14 protein-coding genes are annotated in these 18,296 nt (G+C 34.3%); 11 read left to right on the top strand and 3 right to left on the bottom strand.

Annotated elements, in window-relative coordinates:
• Window positions 1–22: 22 nt before the first annotated feature.
• On the bottom strand, window positions 23–1,240 hold the full coding sequence (locus VB776_RS06415) for an NAD(P)/FAD-dependent oxidoreductase (protein WP_323327177.1): 1,218 nt from the start codon (window positions 1,238–1,240) through the stop codon (window positions 23–25).
• A gap of 606 nt (window positions 1,241–1,846) precedes the next feature.
• Between VB776_RS06415 and VB776_RS06410 the strand changes: the two genes are divergently transcribed.
• From VB776_RS06410 to VB776_RS06370, 9 genes are all read left to right on the top strand, one after another.
• The gene (locus tag VB776_RS06410; protein WP_323327175.1) at window positions 1,847–2,626 is read left to right on the top strand and encodes an alpha/beta fold hydrolase; all 780 of its coding nucleotides are present in this window, start codon (window positions 1,847–1,849) and stop codon (window positions 2,624–2,626) included.
• Window positions 2,627–2,697: 71 nt separating this feature from the next.
• Entirely contained in the window at window positions 2,698–3,363 is a 666-nt protein-coding gene (locus VB776_RS06405) for a CBS domain-containing protein (protein WP_323327173.1), read from the top strand.
• 241 nt (window positions 3,364–3,604) lie between these two features.
• Entirely contained in the window at window positions 3,605–4,495 is an 891-nt protein-coding gene (locus tag VB776_RS06400; protein WP_323327170.1) for an NAD kinase, read from the top strand.
• 166 nt (window positions 4,496–4,661) lie between these two features.
• Complete coding sequence (locus VB776_RS06395; protein ID WP_323327168.1) at window positions 4,662–5,705, top strand: DUF6089 family protein; 1,044 nt, start codon at window positions 4,662–4,664, stop codon at window positions 5,703–5,705.
• 60 nt (window positions 5,706–5,765) lie between these two features.
• Complete coding sequence (porG, locus tag VB776_RS06390) at window positions 5,766–6,434, top strand: type IX secretion system protein PorG (protein ID WP_323327166.1); 669 nt, start codon at window positions 5,766–5,768, stop codon at window positions 6,432–6,434.
• 309 nt (window positions 6,435–6,743) lie between these two features.
• Window positions 6,744–7,520: an isoprenyl transferase gene (locus VB776_RS06385; RefSeq protein WP_323327164.1), complete on the top strand. Its 777-nt coding sequence runs from the start codon at window positions 6,744–6,746 to the stop codon at window positions 7,518–7,520.
• A gap of 46 nt (window positions 7,521–7,566) precedes the next feature.
• The gene (bamA, locus tag VB776_RS06380; RefSeq protein ID WP_323327162.1) at window positions 7,567–10,185 is read left to right on the top strand and encodes an outer membrane protein assembly factor BamA; all 2,619 of its coding nucleotides are present in this window, start codon (window positions 7,567–7,569) and stop codon (window positions 10,183–10,185) included.
• A 142-nt stretch (window positions 10,186–10,327) separates the two neighbouring features.
• Entirely contained in the window at window positions 10,328–10,969 is a 642-nt protein-coding gene (locus VB776_RS06375; protein ID WP_323327160.1) for an OmpH family outer membrane protein, read from the top strand.
• Window positions 10,970–10,995: 26 nt separating this feature from the next.
• Window positions 10,996–11,589 (top strand): OmpH family outer membrane protein, encoded by a 594-nt coding sequence (locus VB776_RS06370; protein ID WP_323327158.1) that lies wholly within the window; start codon window positions 10,996–10,998, stop codon window positions 11,587–11,589.
• 54 nt (window positions 11,590–11,643) lie between these two features.
• Here VB776_RS06370 and aroB read toward each other — a convergent pair whose 3' ends face one another.
• Together aroB and VB776_RS06360 are read right to left on the bottom strand one after the other, a co-directional pair.
• Window positions 11,644–12,669 (bottom strand): 3-dehydroquinate synthase, encoded by a 1,026-nt coding sequence (gene aroB / locus VB776_RS06365; protein ID WP_323327155.1) that lies wholly within the window; start codon window positions 12,667–12,669, stop codon window positions 11,644–11,646.
• A 101-nt stretch (window positions 12,670–12,770) separates the two neighbouring features.
• On the bottom strand, window positions 12,771–13,538 hold the full coding sequence (locus VB776_RS06360; RefSeq protein WP_323327153.1) for a DeoR/GlpR family DNA-binding transcription regulator: 768 nt from the start codon (window positions 13,536–13,538) through the stop codon (window positions 12,771–12,773).
• Between the two features lie 213 nt (window positions 13,539–13,751).
• Between VB776_RS06360 and VB776_RS06355 the strand changes: the two genes are divergently transcribed.
• The gene (locus VB776_RS06355) at window positions 13,752–16,766 is read left to right on the top strand and encodes a SusC/RagA family TonB-linked outer membrane protein (RefSeq protein WP_323327151.1); all 3,015 of its coding nucleotides are present in this window, start codon (window positions 13,752–13,754) and stop codon (window positions 16,764–16,766) included.
• A 70-nt stretch (window positions 16,767–16,836) separates the two neighbouring features.
• On the top strand, window positions 16,837–18,156 hold the full coding sequence (locus tag VB776_RS06350; RefSeq protein ID WP_323327149.1) for a RagB/SusD family nutrient uptake outer membrane protein: 1,320 nt from the start codon (window positions 16,837–16,839) through the stop codon (window positions 18,154–18,156).
• Window positions 18,157–18,296: the final 140 nt, after the last annotated feature.

Below are 18,296 nucleotides of genomic sequence, written 5' to 3'. Positions count from 1 at the left end.
CGCAGTTTCAAGAGACGTAAATTTATAAAATTTCAGCAACTTTTCTACCGGTCAACATCGCTGCATTTAAAGATGGATAAGCAGTATAATCGCCACATTGATAGAGTATGTCACTGATTTTCAATGGAAATATTTCCTTATTTTTCTGATTTAAACTTGGTAAAGCCTGTGGAATATGATAGGTTTTTAAATGTTGCCAAGTGGATGCTTCTATACCAAACCAAGTAATTAATTCCTTTTTAATATCTTCGGTCAAGGTTTTCTCATCTTCTACAACGTTTCCTTGTGTCGAAACAGCAATTAGAGATTTACCAGTTGGTGCATAATTAGGAGCAATATCACTCGGTACGCACAAATTATGGATTTTAGCTTTTCTATCTGGATTGAGTACTAAAAGTTTTTCTGTAAGGGGAGATTTACTTGCTGAAAAATAAGTACAAGTAGTTTTGTTGAATGACAGATTTTGAGCTTTCCCTAAAAGCTTTTCAGCAGTTAAACCATCTGTTGCTAAAACGATTTTTTCACCATATAGTTTTTCTCCATTTTCTAAATAAACTCTGTTTCCTTCAATTTTGGTAACTTTTGTATTGAAACGAATTGCATCTTTCAGTAAATAACTTGCAATTTGTAAAGGAATTTCTTGCATCCCATTGGCTGGAATTACGGCATCGCCTTCATAGAATTTTCCAAAAATAAATTTGAAAAAATTGGCAGAAGTATTTAACTCATCTTCAAGAAATACTCCACCAAAAAAAGGCTTGAAGAACTGCAAAATCATTTTATCTGAAACTCCATAATTTTGAAGATATTGCAAGGTTGATTGATACTTGTTTTCAAAAATTTCTTCTTGGGTATTTTGGGTTTCGATAATCAAACGAAGTACTCTGAGCTTGTCGGCAAATGTCCCAACATTTGAAAAAAGCGTTGAAAACAAAGCCGTCGGTTCTTGTATCGGATTAAGCATTTTCGTGAATTTATTTTGTTCATTATCACGAATCAACGCACCAGATTTGAAAGATTGGAGGTTTAATTGCCCGTAATTCAGCAATTTTTGTGCTTCTGGATAAGCTGTCAATAGAATCTGAAAGCCTCTATCAAGTAAAAAACCATCTTGCTTGTCAGTTTTTACTCTTCCGCCGATTGTGTCACTAGCTTCCAAAATCAAAGATTCAATTCCTCTGTCTCTTAAGTATTTGGCACAAGTCAATCCAGCTATGCCAGCTCCGATGATGATAATCATTTCTGTATTAATTTAATAATGATAGAATTTATTTTTTGTCTCAATTTTATATAAAATCTAGTATGTTTATAGGATTCGTATCATGTTGACTATTTCCACTTATTTATTAAAAATAACTAGCTATTTCGTAAAGAGTTTTGACTTTCTTGAAAATTATATAAAACCATTATGACAAAATGAAGGAAAATATAAATATTCTAATATTTAAAAATATGTCATTCATCAGACAAATTACATCTGATCAGTTTTTTATATTTACATTCATCTAAAGAATTACAAGAATTTGATTTTCTATTTTAATATTTAATATGTTGATATTTAGTTGTTTATGTATTTTTTTGCTTTAAAATGAATTTATCTTAATCTAATTTGTTAAAACTAATAACATACAAATAATATACTTTTCAGAGATTTTTTATTATTTTGCATCACATTTAAAATCTAAATAAAATTGAATTAAACCGATAAACTATTTGATAGATTATTAAAATTTTGAGGAAAATTGTATTTTATTTAGATTGCTTTAAGGGTTAAATTATCCACATACAAGTATTTTGATTGGGCTGAAAAGTGAAATCATCATCAAATTTTTAATATTACTAAGATATGAACTATCAAATTCACGAAGAAAATGGTTACAAGTACATCGACGAAGGAGAAGGCGAAATTCTTTTTTTACTTCACGGGCTTTTCGGTGCATTAAGTAACTGGGAAGGAGTAATTGAGGGCTTCAAAGGTAAATATCGAGTAATTATTCCGATGATGCCAATTTACGAAATGCCAATAGCAAAAGCTGGGTGTGAAGGATTAACTGAATTCATTGAAGGTTTCGTAAATTGGAAAGGCTTTGATGAATTAACACTTTTAGGAAATTCTTTGGGCGGACACGTTTCATTGATTTACACATTGAGAAATCCTTCGAAAGTTAAAAGATTGGTGTTAACTGGAAGTTCAGGTCTTTTTGAAGATGGAATGGGCGGTTCGTATCCAAAACGTGGAAATTATCAATACATCAAAGAAAGAGTAGAATATACTTTCTATCGTCCAGAAACGGCTACAAAAGCATTGATTGACGAAGTATTTGAAATTACAAATAGTGCTTCTAAAGTAATTAGAATTATCTCGATAGCAAAGTCAGCACAGCGGAACAATATGGCTAAAGATGTTGTTAAAATCAAAGTACCAACGCTATTGGTTTGGGGATTGAACGACACCATAACGCCGCCACAAGTAGGTCATGAATTCAATCGTTTAATTGAAAATTCTGAGTTATATTTTATTGATAAGTGTAGTCATGCACCGATGATGGAATGTCCAGAAAGATTTAACGAAATTTTGGATGGTTGGCTCGAAAAAACTCCTATTCGTGTAGTTGAGTTGGTATAATCAACTTAAAATTTGGAATTTATCTATAATCAAGTATATTAGCTTAATTATATAAATTTCATCAACAGAATATGCACGCAAAAGACTTTATAAATCCAATGTTACCAGTGCTAAAATCTACAGATACTGTAGGTGAGGCGTTAAACTGGATGGAAGAATATAGAATAGGACAGTTGCCATTGATTCATGAACAAGAATATCAAGGTTTAATTAGCCATGATATTTTGCTTGATGCCGATGAAGATTTACCACTTTTGGCATTACAACCTGAATTTGAAGACGCTTTTGTCAATATAAATCAACATCTTTTTGAAATCCTAAAAATTGTTCAACAATACGATTTACAAGCAGTAGTTGTGCTTGACGAAGAGCAAAATTTTGTAGGAACAATCAGTGTTCAAGAGTTATTAAATCAGTTTTCTAAAAACTTGGGTTCACAAGAAATTGGAGCCGTTTTAGAAATTGCAGTTGAGAATAGAAGTTATTCACTTTCAGAAATTAGTCGTTTAATCGAATCTAATAATGTTAAAATTATCAGTTCATATTATACGAGTGGTTCTGGATTAGAAGACTCAAAAGATATTTTAACCTTGAAATTAAATCAACAAGATATTTCAAGAGTAATCGCAACACTCGAACGTTTTGAATATGATATCGTCGGTGCATATAATTTTGAAGAAATTACTTCACCCGATAAAGAACGATACGATATGCTGATGAAATATTTGAATTTATAATATTTAAGACTCTTGAGGTTTTCTCAAGAGTTTTTTGTTTTTAAGCACTTGTTAAAACTTTTTTTAATTGCAAAAAGTGAAAAATTAGTAAATTGTTCGAAAACTATTAACAAATCTAATATTCAATTCCCAAAAGTTTGGGAATTCACTTTCTTCTTTCTTCTTTTGTTTTTCAGATAGAAAATCAGGCTTTTTTCTTAAATTTAGAAAATAAGCTTCCAATCAACACAGATTATACAAGATGAAAATAGCCATTAACGGGCGAAATTTTAAGGATGAAATCAGACCTTTTGTTCAACTAATGTTTGATTTTTTGGCTCAGAAAGGAGTCGAAATCCAAATTTCCGAAATCTATCAGCAATTTTTGACTGAGATTGGAGTAAACCACCATGCAACGCAATTTTATACTTCTCAAGAAGATTTATTTGATGCCAATATCGTATTAAGTTTAGGCGGAGATGGAACTTTGCTTGATACAGTTACGCATGTAACCAAGCGTGAAACGCCAATACTAGGAATAAATACTGGTCGATTAGGTTTTTTAGCGACAGTTTCACCAGACAAGATCAATGAAAGTCTGGAAGAAATTTTTGCACACCACTATACCTTAGACCCACGAACTTTAGTTAGTGTTGAAACTCGCTTAAATAATGAACCAATAGATGTATTTAATGGAATGAATTTTGGTTTGAATGAACTAGGAATTATGAAAACCGATACTTCTTCGATGATTATGTTAAAAGCATATTTGAATGGCGAGTTTCTGAATACTTATTGGGCTGACGGACTGATTATTGCCACTGCAACAGGTTCTACGGGCTATAATCTTAGTGTTGGTGGTCCTTTGGTAATGCCAAGTTCAGATATTTTTGTAATTTCACCGATGAGTCCTCATAACTTAAATGTACGTCCTTTGGTAGTTTCAACCGATGTAATTCTGGATTTTGAGGTAGAAAGTAGAAGCAACAGTTGTTTGATTTCTTTGGATGCCCGTTCAAAAGTAATTGATAGCAATGTGAAAATCAGGATGAAAAGAGAAGCTTTTAAAGCGAACATTATCAAACTGAGTGATAGTAATTTCTTGAATACTTTAAGAAGTAAACTCAATTGGGGATTTGATACGAGGAATTAATCATTTAAATTAAAATTAAGCAAGACGAATCCATCTTAATATATTATTTTCGTTGTAAAATTTAAATGAAGCTCATAACAAACTTAATGGTTTTACGTTAACAAATTGTTTGTTGATTCAATTGAAATAGAATAACCACATAGATTCCATCCATTACCAGACAAATATGAAAAAATATTCTTCAATACTTCTGATACTGCTAATTTGTGCCTTGAATACACAAGATTCTGTGGCACAATTTAGATTTTCAAATCTTTTCGGGGGCAAAGATAAACCACGCAAAAATAGATTGTTCGAACCAAATTCTACAGTTAGTTTAGGCGTTGGTACTTCAAGTTATTATGGTGATATTTCTCCTTACAACAGATTTTTACAATCTACAGTAAATGGAATGCGTTGGAATGTTAACTTCAATTTTACTCGTCAGTTTTCACCAACTTTTGCGCTTCGTTTTGGGCTTACTTATGCTAGAATTTCTGGTGATGATAATTATCTTGAAGGAGTAAAAGGTTATGAAGGCAACTTTATAAGAAACCTGCATTTCAGAAATGATATTAAAGAGCTTTCAATTGTTGGACAATACGATTTAGTACGTACAAGCCGCAGTTATTTACGTAGAGCTAATATTATTCCTTATATTTTTGGTGGTGTTGCTGTTTTTGCCCACGACCCAATGGCTAAACCCGATGCTTCTTTATATGGAAATGATTGGGTTCGCTTACAACCTTTAAATACGGAGGGACAAGGACTTCCGGGTTATGCTAATAATCCTTATTCACTTATTAGCGTTTCTTTTCCACTAGGTGTTGGCGTAAAGTATAAACTGAATAAACATTGGGATTTAGGAATAGAAATGAGTTATCGTTATACTTTGACAGATTATTTGGATGATGTAAGTGGTAATTTTGCAGATCCTGCTGATTTATCAGCTCAAAGCCCACTAGCGGCTTCAATGGGAAATAGATCATTGGAAAGAGTTGCGGCTCGTTCTGGAAATGATCGTACACAAGGAGTAATTAATTATTTAACAGACATAAACATTTATAATGCATCCGCACCATTCGACCCTTTTACTTTAACTTCTATTCCAGGTTTTTCAGACAAAGCTGATTTACGTGGAAATCCAAAATATAATGATGCTTATATGTTAACAACTGTGAAGTTGATTTATCATATTCCTAATAAAATTAAATGTCCAGTTACTCGTTAATCAGTCTGGAATAACATTCATGAACGGTCAGGTGTTTTTCACCTGACTTTTTTATTAATTATGACATTATCAAAAAAGTTTCTCCTTTTAGTATTTAGCTTATTAAGTGTAAATACTTTCGCACAAAAAATAGAAATAGGAGGTGGTTTAGGAGTAATGAATTATAAAGGAGATATTTCTCCAGACTTTAACCCAGCGTTAGCTCGTTTGGGTGGAAATTTGCTTTTTAGATACAATCCCAACAAAATTGTTAGTTTCAGGTCAAGTATTGTTTTAGGTTCAATTTATGGAGACGATAGTAAAGTAAACGATTCTTTCAATCAATTAAGAGGGCAGACTTTTAAAACGTCAATTAATGAATTAAACTTGATTACTGAGTATAATTTTTTCGACTATAAGTACAATCGTTATCACAAAGATTGGAGTCCTTATGTTTTTGGTGGATTAGGTTTGATGAAATTCTCTCCTAGAGATACACCAGTAACAAATTATAAAACTTTACAAGTTGTGATTCCTTTTGGAATTGGCATAAAATATAATGTGACAGGTCCTTGGGATATTAACCTCGAATTTGGGGCTAGAAAAACCTTCACAGATTATTTAGATAATTTAGGCGGCGACAACCCAGCCTTACCTAAAAACCAACAAAATGACTACAGTCGTGGTGATATGTATTATTATACTTCACTGTCTTTAACCTACAAATTCATCAAAGTATATTGTCCTTAAATAAGAAATTTTCGTGTTTTGAAGTATTGAACGTAATGAATAAAAGCTGAAAAGCTTTACATTATTTATGTTCAATACTGTTTTTATGCCCTTTTAATATCATACTTGCCAGCAATAAGGGCTTCCTTGATTTTGAATAGGATAGGGAATTCGTTAAATTTGTCATATTATTCCCAAAAAGTACTCCTAGTCTATTTTTTGACTTATTATCCAAGTTTCAAAAGCTACAAGAGTTACCCATCATACTAGGAATAAAGGGCTTCAAACCTGCTTATTGCGTATTTGGAAGCCTATTATTATAAGTTTTATGTGTTAAAAAGTGTTAAATCGGTGAAAGAACAATTAGACCCTAACAATCTACCAAAACATATTGCCGTTATCATGGACGGAAACGGACGTTGGGCAAAACAGCAAGGCTTCGTTGACAGAATTTTCGGACATAGAAATGCTTTAAAAGCAGTAAAAGAAGCCATTGAAGGTAGTGCAGATTTAGGTGTGAAATATTTAACACTTTATGCTTTTTCAACTGAAAACTGGAATCGCCCAAAGGCTGAAGTTGATGCTTTGATGATGCTTTTAATCAGTGCACTCAAAGATGAACTTGAAGATATGAAGAAAAATAATGTAAGACTAGATACCATAGGTGCTATCGATACATTACCAGAAAGTTCACAAAAAGTACTTAGAAATGCCATTGAAGAAACTAAAAATAATACAGGTATCACTGTAATTTTAGCGCTAAGTTATAGTGGAAAGTGGGACATCGTTAAAACTGCCAAAAAACTAGCCGAACAAGTAAAAAATGGAGAGTTGGCTGTAGAAGATATTGATGAGCAACTTTTCGAACAATCATTAGATACCAAAGGAATTCCAAATCCTGATTTGATGATTCGTACAGGAGGCGACCACCGTATTAGTAATTTCTTGCTTTGGCAATTAGCTTATTCTGAATTGTATATTTTTGAAGAATTGTTCTGGCCAGACTTCAGACGTGAACACCTTTTTGAGGCAATCCTTGATTACCAAGAACGTGAACGTAGATTTGGGAAAACCTCAGAGCAAATTAAAAACCCAGTAAATGCTTAAAATACAAATGTTTTCTTTCTCATCTGAAATGAGAACTATTCGCAAAATGAAAAAATATACATTATTACTTTCATGCTTATTCATTTCTTTTCTTTCACAAGCCCAATTGCGTGGAGCAATGGGGGCACGTTCGCCAATTGCCGAAAAAGCAATTGAAATGAACTATGCTGAACCTAAAGAATATGAAATTGCTGAAATTACTACTACTGGCTCTAAATTCTACGATGGTAATTCAATGATTTCTCTTTCTGGGTTAAGAGTAGGAGATAGAATCAAAGTGCCTGGAGATGCTGCTACGTCTGCCATTAAGAAACTGATGAGTCAAGGGATTTTGGAAGAAGTACAAGTAGAAGCTACCAAAATTGAGGGAGAAAAAATTTGGTTAAATATTGTCATCAAAGAGCGTCCTAGATTGTATAAATTAGAATATACAGGTATTAAAAAAGGAGAGCAGGAAACATTAAGCGATAAAATTAAAACCTACAAAGGAAAAATCGTTACTGAAACGGTTAAGAAAAATGTGGAGTTAGCTATCAGAAAGTTCTATCAAGATAAAGGCTATTTGAATGTAAATATCAAAATTGCTGAAAAAACCGATTCGCTTCGTGGGAATAATGCAACGATGAAAGTAGCTATTAAAAAAGGTGATAAAGTAAAAATTTCAAAAATTGAGTTTGTTGGTAGAACTGAGATTAAAGAAAGTGTACTTCGTCGTAAATTAAAAGGAACGAAACAAAAAGCATTTTATAAAATCTTTACTTCTTCAAAATATGTTCCTAAAAAGTTTGAAGAAGATAAATTAAAATTGATAGAATTCTACAATAAAAAAGGGTACAGAGATGCACAATTGATTTCTGATTCAGTTTTTAAGGATTCTGATAAAACGGTTAAAATTATCCTGAAATTAGATGAAGGAAAACAATATCATTACAGAAATGTATATTGGGAAGGAAACTACATCTATCCAGATTCTGTCCTGACTGAATTATTAGGAGTAAAAAAAGGAGATATTTATAACGTTGAAGATTTAGAAAAGCGTTTGAATGGTAAGCCAGGAGAAGATGTTAGTTCGGCTTATATGGATAATGGTTATTTATTTTATCAGTGTGAACCTATCGAAACAGCAGTTGCTGGAGATTCAATGGATTTAACTTTCAGAATTACTGAAGGTAAACAAGCAACTATTAATAAAGTAATTGTAAACGGGAATACCAAAACTTCTGACCACGTTGTAATGCGTGAGATTAGAACTTTACCAGGACAAAAATTTAGTAAATCTGCTATTATTCGTACTGTTCGTGAATTATCAACCATCGGTTATTTCAACCCTGAAAAAATTACACCGAACCCAATTCCAAAAGCAGATGGAACGGTTGATATTGAATATAATGTAGAAGAAAAACCTTCAGATCAAATTGAGCTTTCAGGTGGCTGGGGTGGTTACATTGGTTTTGTTGGAACTTTAGGTGTAACTTTCAATAACTTCTCTGCAAGAAATATCGGTAACTTAAGTGCTTGGAAACCATTGCCTTCGGGAGATGGACAAAAACTATCTGTTCGTTTTCAAGCGAATGGTACTTCTTTCCAAAACTATTCTTTATCATTTACAGAGCCTTGGTTAGGTGGAAAGAAACCAAATTCATTCTCAATTTCATTGAGTAGAAGTATTTCATATCCATACAAAATTCAACAGTACAACCAGTTGAGTGGTTATAATAATGGTTATGGAAGTAGTTTATATGGAGGCGGTTATGGATATGGTTATGGCTATGGTACAGGTTTAGGTTTAAATACTTCAACATCTGATAGTGCTACAGCCGCTCAGAATGATGCTCACTTTAACAGTACTACTTTAGCATTCAGTTTAGGAAAGCGTTTGAAAGTACCTGATGATTATTTCTCATTAAGTAATTCATTATCGTTACAATTAATTGATGTGAAGAACTTACCATATTATGGTTATCCAGAAGGTAATTCGGTAGCGGTTTCATTTGTAACTAATTTTTCAAGAAACAGTATTGATAACCCAACGTTCCCACGTTCAGGTTCTAGTTTCTCATTGACGGCTTCGTTAACTCCACCGTACTCTTTATTTGGAGGTGATAATAAAAACTTAATTGAATATCATAAATGGATGTTTGATGCCTCATGGTTTACACCAATTACAAGTAAATTGGTCTTCCACATGAGAACGCACATGGGTTTCCTTGGTTCATATAATTCGAATAAAGACATTACTCGTTTCGAACGTTTTGACCTTGGAGGTTCTGGTATGCAAACAGGTTATAATGTTATTAGCCGTGACATCATTGCACTTCGTGGTTATAAAGACAGAGTATTTGGTTCGCAAGGTAGTTTACCAAGTGGTGGGGTTGCTTATAACAAGTTCGTAATGGAAGTTCGTTATCCAGTTTCTTTAAACCCATCAGCAACGATTTTCTTATTAGGTTTTGCAGAAGGTGGAAATAACTTCGCTAATTATACAGAATACAATCCATTCAAATTATATAAGTCGGCAGGTTTTGGTGCTAGAATTTTTATGCCAGCCTTCGGGATGATTGGTATTGACTATGGTTTTGCTTTTGATAAAGTTCCTGGACAAACTTCAAGTAACGGCTTTGGACAACAAGCCTTTACTTTCTCAATCGGTCAGCAAATACGCTAATAAAGAATTGAAAAACCAAGCCAATTATCAAATTGGCTTGGTTTTTCAATATTGTTAATCTTTTGTTAATCGACATAGAATAGCAATAAGATATTGTTCAAGGCGTTAATCAAATACATTTACTAAATTAACCACCTTAGCCATGAAAAAGCGGATATTTTTACTAATTTTGCCATTCCTGTGTTTTTGTGCTAGTATAAAAGCCCAGAAGTTTGGTTACATAGATACCGAATATGTTACTTCTAAATTGCCTGAATACAGAAATGCTCAGGAAGAAATTGAGAAACTAACAAGCAAATGGATAAAAGAAGTAGCCGCTAAAAACGATGAGCTTACTAAATTAGAAAAAGCTTATAGATATGAAGAGGTACTTCTAACAGAGGAAATGAAAGTACAGCGATTAAAAGTAATTGCTGAAAAAGAGAAAGAAGCGAAAGAGCTACAAAACAAAATATTTGGTTTTGAAGGTGAGTTGTTTAAGAAAAAACAAGACATTATGAAACCCGTTTTGGACGAAGTAGCAAAAGCGGTAGAAAAAGTAGCTAGACTGAAAAAACTAGACATTCTCTTTGATAAATCTTCGGAAGGTTTAGCCATGTTATATACCAATCCTACTCATGATTACACGGATTACGTAATGGAAGAGCTTGGAATTTCGCCTGAACAAATCAAGGAAAAACAAGAAGAGGAAGCTAAACAGGCAGAAGAGAATAAAGAAAATAGTAATACAACAAAAAGTAAATCAAATAGAAAAGGAGCGGTAAGCAACTTCAAAAAAGAGTAATTAACCAAATCAGAATAACAAACAAAATGAAGAACAAATTTTTAATTGCTTTATTTGCAATTTTTGCTTTAGCAACAGCTAATGTAAATGCACAACAAAAAATCGGTTACATCAGCTTAGATTACATTTTAGCTCAAATGCCAGAAGCAAAACAAGTAGAAACTGAATTGACGACTACTAAAACGCAATATGACAACATGTATCAGCAAAAAGTAAAAGATTTTCAAACGAAATTAGCTGATTATGAGAAAAATGCTGCTACAATGGCAGATGTAATTAAAGCGGATAGAGAGAAAGAATTGCAAGGTATGCAGTCTAGCATTGAGGAATTCCGTCAGAATTCATCTACTTCTTTACAAAAGAAACAAGCTCAATTGTTACAACCATTGTTGAAGAAAATTGAAGACAACATGCACGGTGTAGCGAAAGAAAATGGTTTTGCCTTCGTATTCAATTACGATGCAGGACAAGGAACTACTCCAATCGTTTTACATGCTCCAGACGATGCAAACATCTCTGACTTAGTGTTAAAAAGAATGGGTGTTACTCCAAAACCGCTTACTCCAGCACCAGCAACTCCAGCGGCTACAACTCCAGCAGGGGCAGCTCCTAAAAAATAATAGAACTTTAAGGTTAAAAAGAATAGGCTGTCTCATCGAGACAGCCTATTCTTTTTAACCAATATAATAAAGTAAGGATTCTTTCATTTCGCTGGCAGAAACCGAAATGTCATAAGTACATTTCCCGATTCCTTCTAATAAAGAAAATCTGATTTCTTTGCCTTTGTTCTTTTTATCTTGTGCTGTCAAAGCGATTATTTCTTCAATTTCAGTTTCTTTAATCGTCGCTTTTCCATAGACTGCAAAGATAAATTCTTCAATTACTTCTAATGATTTTTGGTCAATCATTTCTCTTTTGAAAGAAATGTAAGCTTCGCAAATCATTCCAGCTGCAATAGCTTCACCATGAAGTAAATGTAATTTTGGTTTGCCCAGATAAAACGTTTCAATGGCATGACCCAATGTATGCCCAAAGTTTAGTATTTTTCTTAAACCTTTTTCAGTTGGGTCGATAGCTACAACTTCTTCTTTAATTGCCACAGAATGAGCAATTAAATCGGCAAAGTTTTGCTCTTCAAAATCAATTTTACGAATCTCTTCCCATTTGGCTGCATCTCTGATTAAACAATGCTTGATGATTTCGCCGAAGCCAGAACGCAATTCACTTTTGGGTAAAGTTTGTAAAAAAGCTGGGTCGATAAGTACCGTATTCGGAATTTTAAAAACACCAATATGGTTTTTCAATCCATTAAAATCAATTCCTAATTTCCCGCCCACACTGGCATCTACTTGTGATAGTAAAGTGGTTGGAATCTGAATAAAATCAATCCCACGTTTGTAAGTGGCTGCACAAAATCCGCCCATATCGCCAATTACTCCGCCACCAATATTAATCACCAAACTATGTCTGTCTAAAGATTGATTCGTCAAGCCTGTCCAAATAGCTTCGCAAGTACTTAAATTTTTATTGGCTTCGCCCGACTTAATTTTTGTTACTTGGTGCTTTGGCAATAAGGGTTTAACGATTGGATAACAATGACGATGCGTTTTTTCATCAACAATTACATGAATTTTGGTGTATTGGTTTTCAGCCAGAAATGCTGGGAGACTTTCAGAAATATTGGAAATAATGACAGACATTTTTGAGTTTGATTAACGTTTTGGACTTCCTTTTCATCCATAGCTTTGAATGGGCTACAAAATTAATCAATTATTTTCCATCAAGGCTTACCTTTTTGGTTTTATAAAATGTATTTCACCAAACCTTTGTAGGGTTTCAATAATTCATTTTCTGGCGAAAGCTCTGTGATTAAATAATCAATTTCATTCAAAGTACATACTCTTAAACGTAAATCAGAGTTTAATTTTTCTGAAATCGTGGTGGCTACCACTTGTCTGGAGGATTTAATCATCGCTTTTTTTACTTGTACTACTTCATAATCAGAATCGCTGATGCCTTCTTGGTCGAAACCATTAATTCCTAACACACATAAATCGGCTTTGATGTCATTGATTTTACTGACTACTTCGCCACCAACGCTGATTTTAGAAATGTTAGAAATTTTTCCGCCTAAAAATATCACTTCAACATTCGGGTGTTCGGCTAATTCCAAAGAAATTAACGGACTTACCGTAAAAAAAGTAACATGTAAATTGTTTGGGAGCTGATTCGCAATGGCACGCATCGTAGTTCCGCCACTGGTCAGAATTGTCATGCCATCTTTAATCAGTTTAATCATTTTTGTGGCAATTACTTTTTTTTCATCATAAGCATAAGTATCTGCTTGTGTAGCCGAAACATTGTATGATTTTGATAATGCACCACCATGTACTTTTACGATTTTGTTTTCCAGTGCTAATTCGTTCAAATCACGGCGAATAGTATCTTCAGAAACATTCAAAATGAGACTGAGATCGGATGACAGTATTTTATTATGAAGATTAATCTGATGGATAATCTCTAATTGTCTTTCTTTCTTGAGCAAGATTTTACTTTCAATAACACTCATGCGTTTTTTTGCGGGTTTTTGATTGAATATTTGTTGAAAAAGCAGATTTAGGTTGAAATTTTACAATAAAAATAAACATTTTTGAATAAATTCATTATTTTTGTTTAAATATGATTCTGATTTCTGCGTGAATTCGCCTGTTTTTTGTTTTTGTGACAAATGAAAGATGCAGAAAAAGGCATTTAAACCTTCACTCAAACCCCAAAAATCCAAATGAAAAAACATTTCCTATCTACTTTGCTTGGACTGTTTGTCATGTTGTTCGCTCTGAACGCTTTGGCACAATCCACTGTCGTAAAGGGTAAAGTTTTGGATGAGAGTAATGAGCCACTCATCGGTGCTTCTGTCATCTTAAAAGGTACTCAACTTGGTACAGCTACGAATGTCAATGGTGAATTTACTTTAAATGTCAATGTAAAATCTGGCAGTTATGATTTTGAATTTCGTTCTGTAGGTTTTCGTTCAGTGATTAAAAAAGTAATAATTGGTAAAGAGAGTCCAATTATTTTGTCAGTACAATTACCAACAGATGCACTAGGTTTAGATGAAGTAATTGTAACAGGTACTTCAGTAGCAACGAGTAAAAAACAGTTAGGAAATGCTGTTACTTCATTAAAAGCTTCAGATTTACAATATTCGTCGGCTACTTCAATTGACCAAGCTTTATCTGGAAAAATTGCTGGGGCACAAATTACGCAAAATTCTGGAAACCCTGCTGGTGGTATCAGCGTTCGTTTACGTGGACCAAGCACGATTGTAGGTTCATCAGACCCACTTTATATCGTAGATGGTGTAATTGTAAACAATGATTCTCGTGAATTATTAGACTTGGGTGGTTATGCACAAAATCGTTTGGTTGACTTAAATCCAAATGATATTGAAAGAATAGAAGTAATCAAAGGAGCAGCGGCTGCCGCTATTTATGGTTCAAGAGCAAGTAATGGTGTTGTGCAGATTTTCACGAAGAAAGGAAAAGATGGAAAAGCAAGTGTTAGTTTTTCGTCAACTTTCAGAGTAAGCGAAGTACGTAAAACTTTACCTTATAATACTTATGGAAAAGCATTTGTAAATACTACAATAACTGACAAAACCCAGATGGACGTAACTCGTTACGATTATCAAAAAGACATTTTCCGTCAGGCGGTTGGTAATGAACAATATTTATCGGTTTCGGGTGGAAATCAGAATTCGAATTACTTCTTCTCTGGTTCGATGTTTCAGAATCAAGGAATTATTAAAAGCTCAGATTTTGGTCGTTCAAATGTAAGAATGAGAATCGGACAACATCTGAATAAATGGGCAAGTATTACTGTAGGTGGAAATTATACTTATAGTAGTTCAAACGAAATTCCAAATGGTGGTATCAACGAAGCTTATGGTGCTTTAACAGGATTTATTTTCTCAAACAATTTTGTGAATCCAGCTAAAAATGAAACGACTGGTGCTTACCCTTCTACGGCTCCAACGGCAGTACTTCGTAGAACAAATCCTTTAGAGGCAATCGACCGTTTCAAATTCAAGCAAAATACTTCACGTTTTACGGGCGATGTTCAATTAAACCTTACACCAATTGAAGGTTTAGGAATTGATTATACTTTCGGTTTAGATACTTATTCTCAATCAGGAACGGCATATATTCCTCCTGTAAACACAACGCCAAGTTATGATGCAGGTTTGTCTCGTCGTGCTGATGCCAATGTTTTACAATTGAACAACGATTTGAATATTCGTTATCAAACAAAAATTGGTGAATTAGTTGAGTCAACAACAGGCGTTGGCGGAACGATTCAATACGACCGTTCACAAACTACTTCTATCAATGCACAACAATTAGGTGTTTTCGGAGAAACTATTAACAATGGAGCTTTGATTGTATCGGGAGAAAGTCGTTCGGAAAGAGCTTTTGCAGGGATTTTTGTACAACAAACTTTTGGTATTGCTAGTAAATTATACTTAACGGGTGCGGGTCGTTGGGATGCCGCTTCGGTGTATGGTTTAGATAATCGTTGGCAGTTTTATCCAAAAGCAAGTGCATCTTATGTACTTGCTAATGAAGAATTCTGGAAAAATACTTTAGCTGATATTTTACCAAACTTTAAAGTAAGAGCAGCTTGGGGGCAAGCTGGTAACTTAACTGCTATCGGTGCTTACGACCGCTTTACAAATTATTCGCCTGTAACTACTGCGGGTTTGAATGGCTATTTAGCACCATTGACGTTGGGTAACTTTACTGTAAAACCAGAAAGACAAACCGAACTTGAAATCGGTACAGATTTTAGTTTATTGAAAGATCGTATCGGAGTTGAATTTACTTATTATAACAAAGAAGTAAAAGACTTGATTTTGAATCGTACATTGGCACCAACTACAGGTTACAATAACCGTTTTGTAAACATCGGAACGATGACTAACAAAGGTTTTGAAGTAATGGTTAGAGCGATTCCTGTTCAGAATAAAGATGTTAAATGGACTTCGACTATCACTTACACACAAAATAAAAATGTTATCGACGGCGTAGAAGGGAACGGAGTATTGCCATTTGCTGGTGGTTTCGGTCAAGTTGCCGCAGTAAATGGTTATTCTCTTGGAGCTTTCTATTCAACATTTTTTGCTCGTAATCCTGATGGAAGTTTATTATTAACGCCAACAGGTTTTCCGCAACGTGAGAGAGGTACTCAGTTAGCAAATGGACAATACACAGTTGGTAGAGATGCAACAGGGCAACCAAGTGGAGCGATTTTGAGTAAAGTAATAGGTAATCCGAACCCAACTGCGGTGTATTCATTCATAAATGAAGTAGAGTACAAGAAATTTACTTTCCGTTTACAATTAGATGCAATGCAAGGTTTTGATGTTTTCAACTTCACTCGTAGAGTAGGCGAACGTGATTTGTACGGAGGTTTGGCTGGATACGAAGCAGAATTAAAAGGAGAAGTACCAAAAGGAACAAGTGCGGCTTTGTTTAGTATTTTCGAAAATTATATCGAAAAAGGTTCTTTTGTGAAAGTAAGAGAATTATCTATTTCTTACATGGCTACTCCAAAAGCCTTGGGTTTGAAAAACATTCGTATTTTATTGGCTGGACGTAACTTATTATCGTTCGATAATTATAGCGGTTATGACCCAGAAGTAAATTCAGCTGGACAATCTAACGCTGTTCGTGGTTTCGACTTTGTGGAGGTACCAATTCCACGTCAGTACTCAATTGGCTTAACAGCTAATTTCTAAAAATCCAGCGATTTTAAAGATGTTTAATAAGTGATAAATAGATTATTCATTTTTTAATAAAGAATAGACGATGAAATTCAAGATAAAAATATTAACAACCAGCCTTTTAGTAGCTTCTAGTTTGATGCTGACTAATTGTAGCTTGGATATTAAAAATCCGAATGGACCAACAGACGCTCAGATTTTAACAACTCGTGACGGACTCATTACTCTAAGTGTAGGTTTACGTCAGAATTATTCAACACTTGGAATTAGTTCATTGATTTTAACACCAGGCACTACTGCTCGTGAAATAAAAGGAATTACAACCTTTACTAACATCATTGAAATAGAAGCAGGCGGAACAGCCTTGCCAACTTTTAATGGAAACGTATTGGGAGTTTGGTCAAGAATGTACAGAGTAATTGGCATGGCAGACGATATTATTGCCAGTGCTCCAACGGCATTAGCAAGTGATGCTGCCATGAAAAGTGGAGTGGTTGCTCATGCTAATTTATTCAAAGCGATGGCTTTAGGAGGTTTGGCTACTTCATTCGAAAAAATGCCTTTACAAACGGATAAATTGGGACAAGCCGTTTATTCAGACCGAACAGAAGCTTTAAAATTAGCCGTAAAATTATTAGACGAAGCCGTAGCGATGGTTTCAGCAACAGCTCCTTCAGCAGAATTCAGAACAAAAGTAACAGGTGCAGATTTCGACCTAATTAATAGCATTCAAGCTTATCGTGCAAGGTACAACATGATGCTTGGCAACTTTGACGCAGCCATTGCATCTGCCAATGCAGTGGACTTGTCAAAGAAGTCATCATTTGTTTATTCTTCACAAAGCCAAAATCCAATTTACGCAGCCACACAAATTAGTAAGGATTATGCACCTCGTGATAACTTCGGTTTACCAACAGCTTTAGTAGATGCTGACGATAAGCGTTTGGCTTTCTATTTAAGTACACCAAATGTAGTAGTAGGAGGTGAGACCTTGAAGAAATTGGTTGGCTTCTTCGATGCTGTTGACCGTGCAATTCCTGTCTATTTGCCAGATGAAATTCGTTTAATTAGAGCAGAGGCAAATTTAAGAAAAGCTACTCCAGACATTAATGCTGCTTTGGCAGATATTAATGCTGTAAGAACACAAGCGTCAGGTGATGCTTTTGGAGTAAATGCTGGATTAGGAGCATATTCAGGAAGTCAGACAAAAGATGCTTTACTCATAGAAGTTTACAAACAACGCTGTGCAGAATTGTTCATGACAGGAATGCGTTTAGAAGACAGTCGTCGTTTCGGAAGACCAGCACCACCAACAAGCTTGGTAGAACGTACCCGTAATTTCTATCCATATCCAGATCAAGAAAGGTTGACGAATCCTAATACGCCAACCGACCCAAGTATTTAATCATCATAATCAAACTAATATATGCCAAATAATAGGGCGAGCGAAAGCTTGCCCTTTATTGTTTTTGGGGAAAAGTATCAGCCATTAAACGCCAAAAGCCCCAGTAAAACTGAGGCTTTCGGTACTAATCATTGAGCTGT

The organism is Arcicella gelida (genome assembly GCF_034931025.1).
Taxonomy (GTDB): domain Bacteria; phylum Bacteroidota; class Bacteroidia; order Cytophagales; family Spirosomataceae; genus Arcicella; species Arcicella gelida.
Note: the sequence above shows the minus strand (reverse complement) of the source record. Positions and strands in the feature narration are given on the sequence as shown.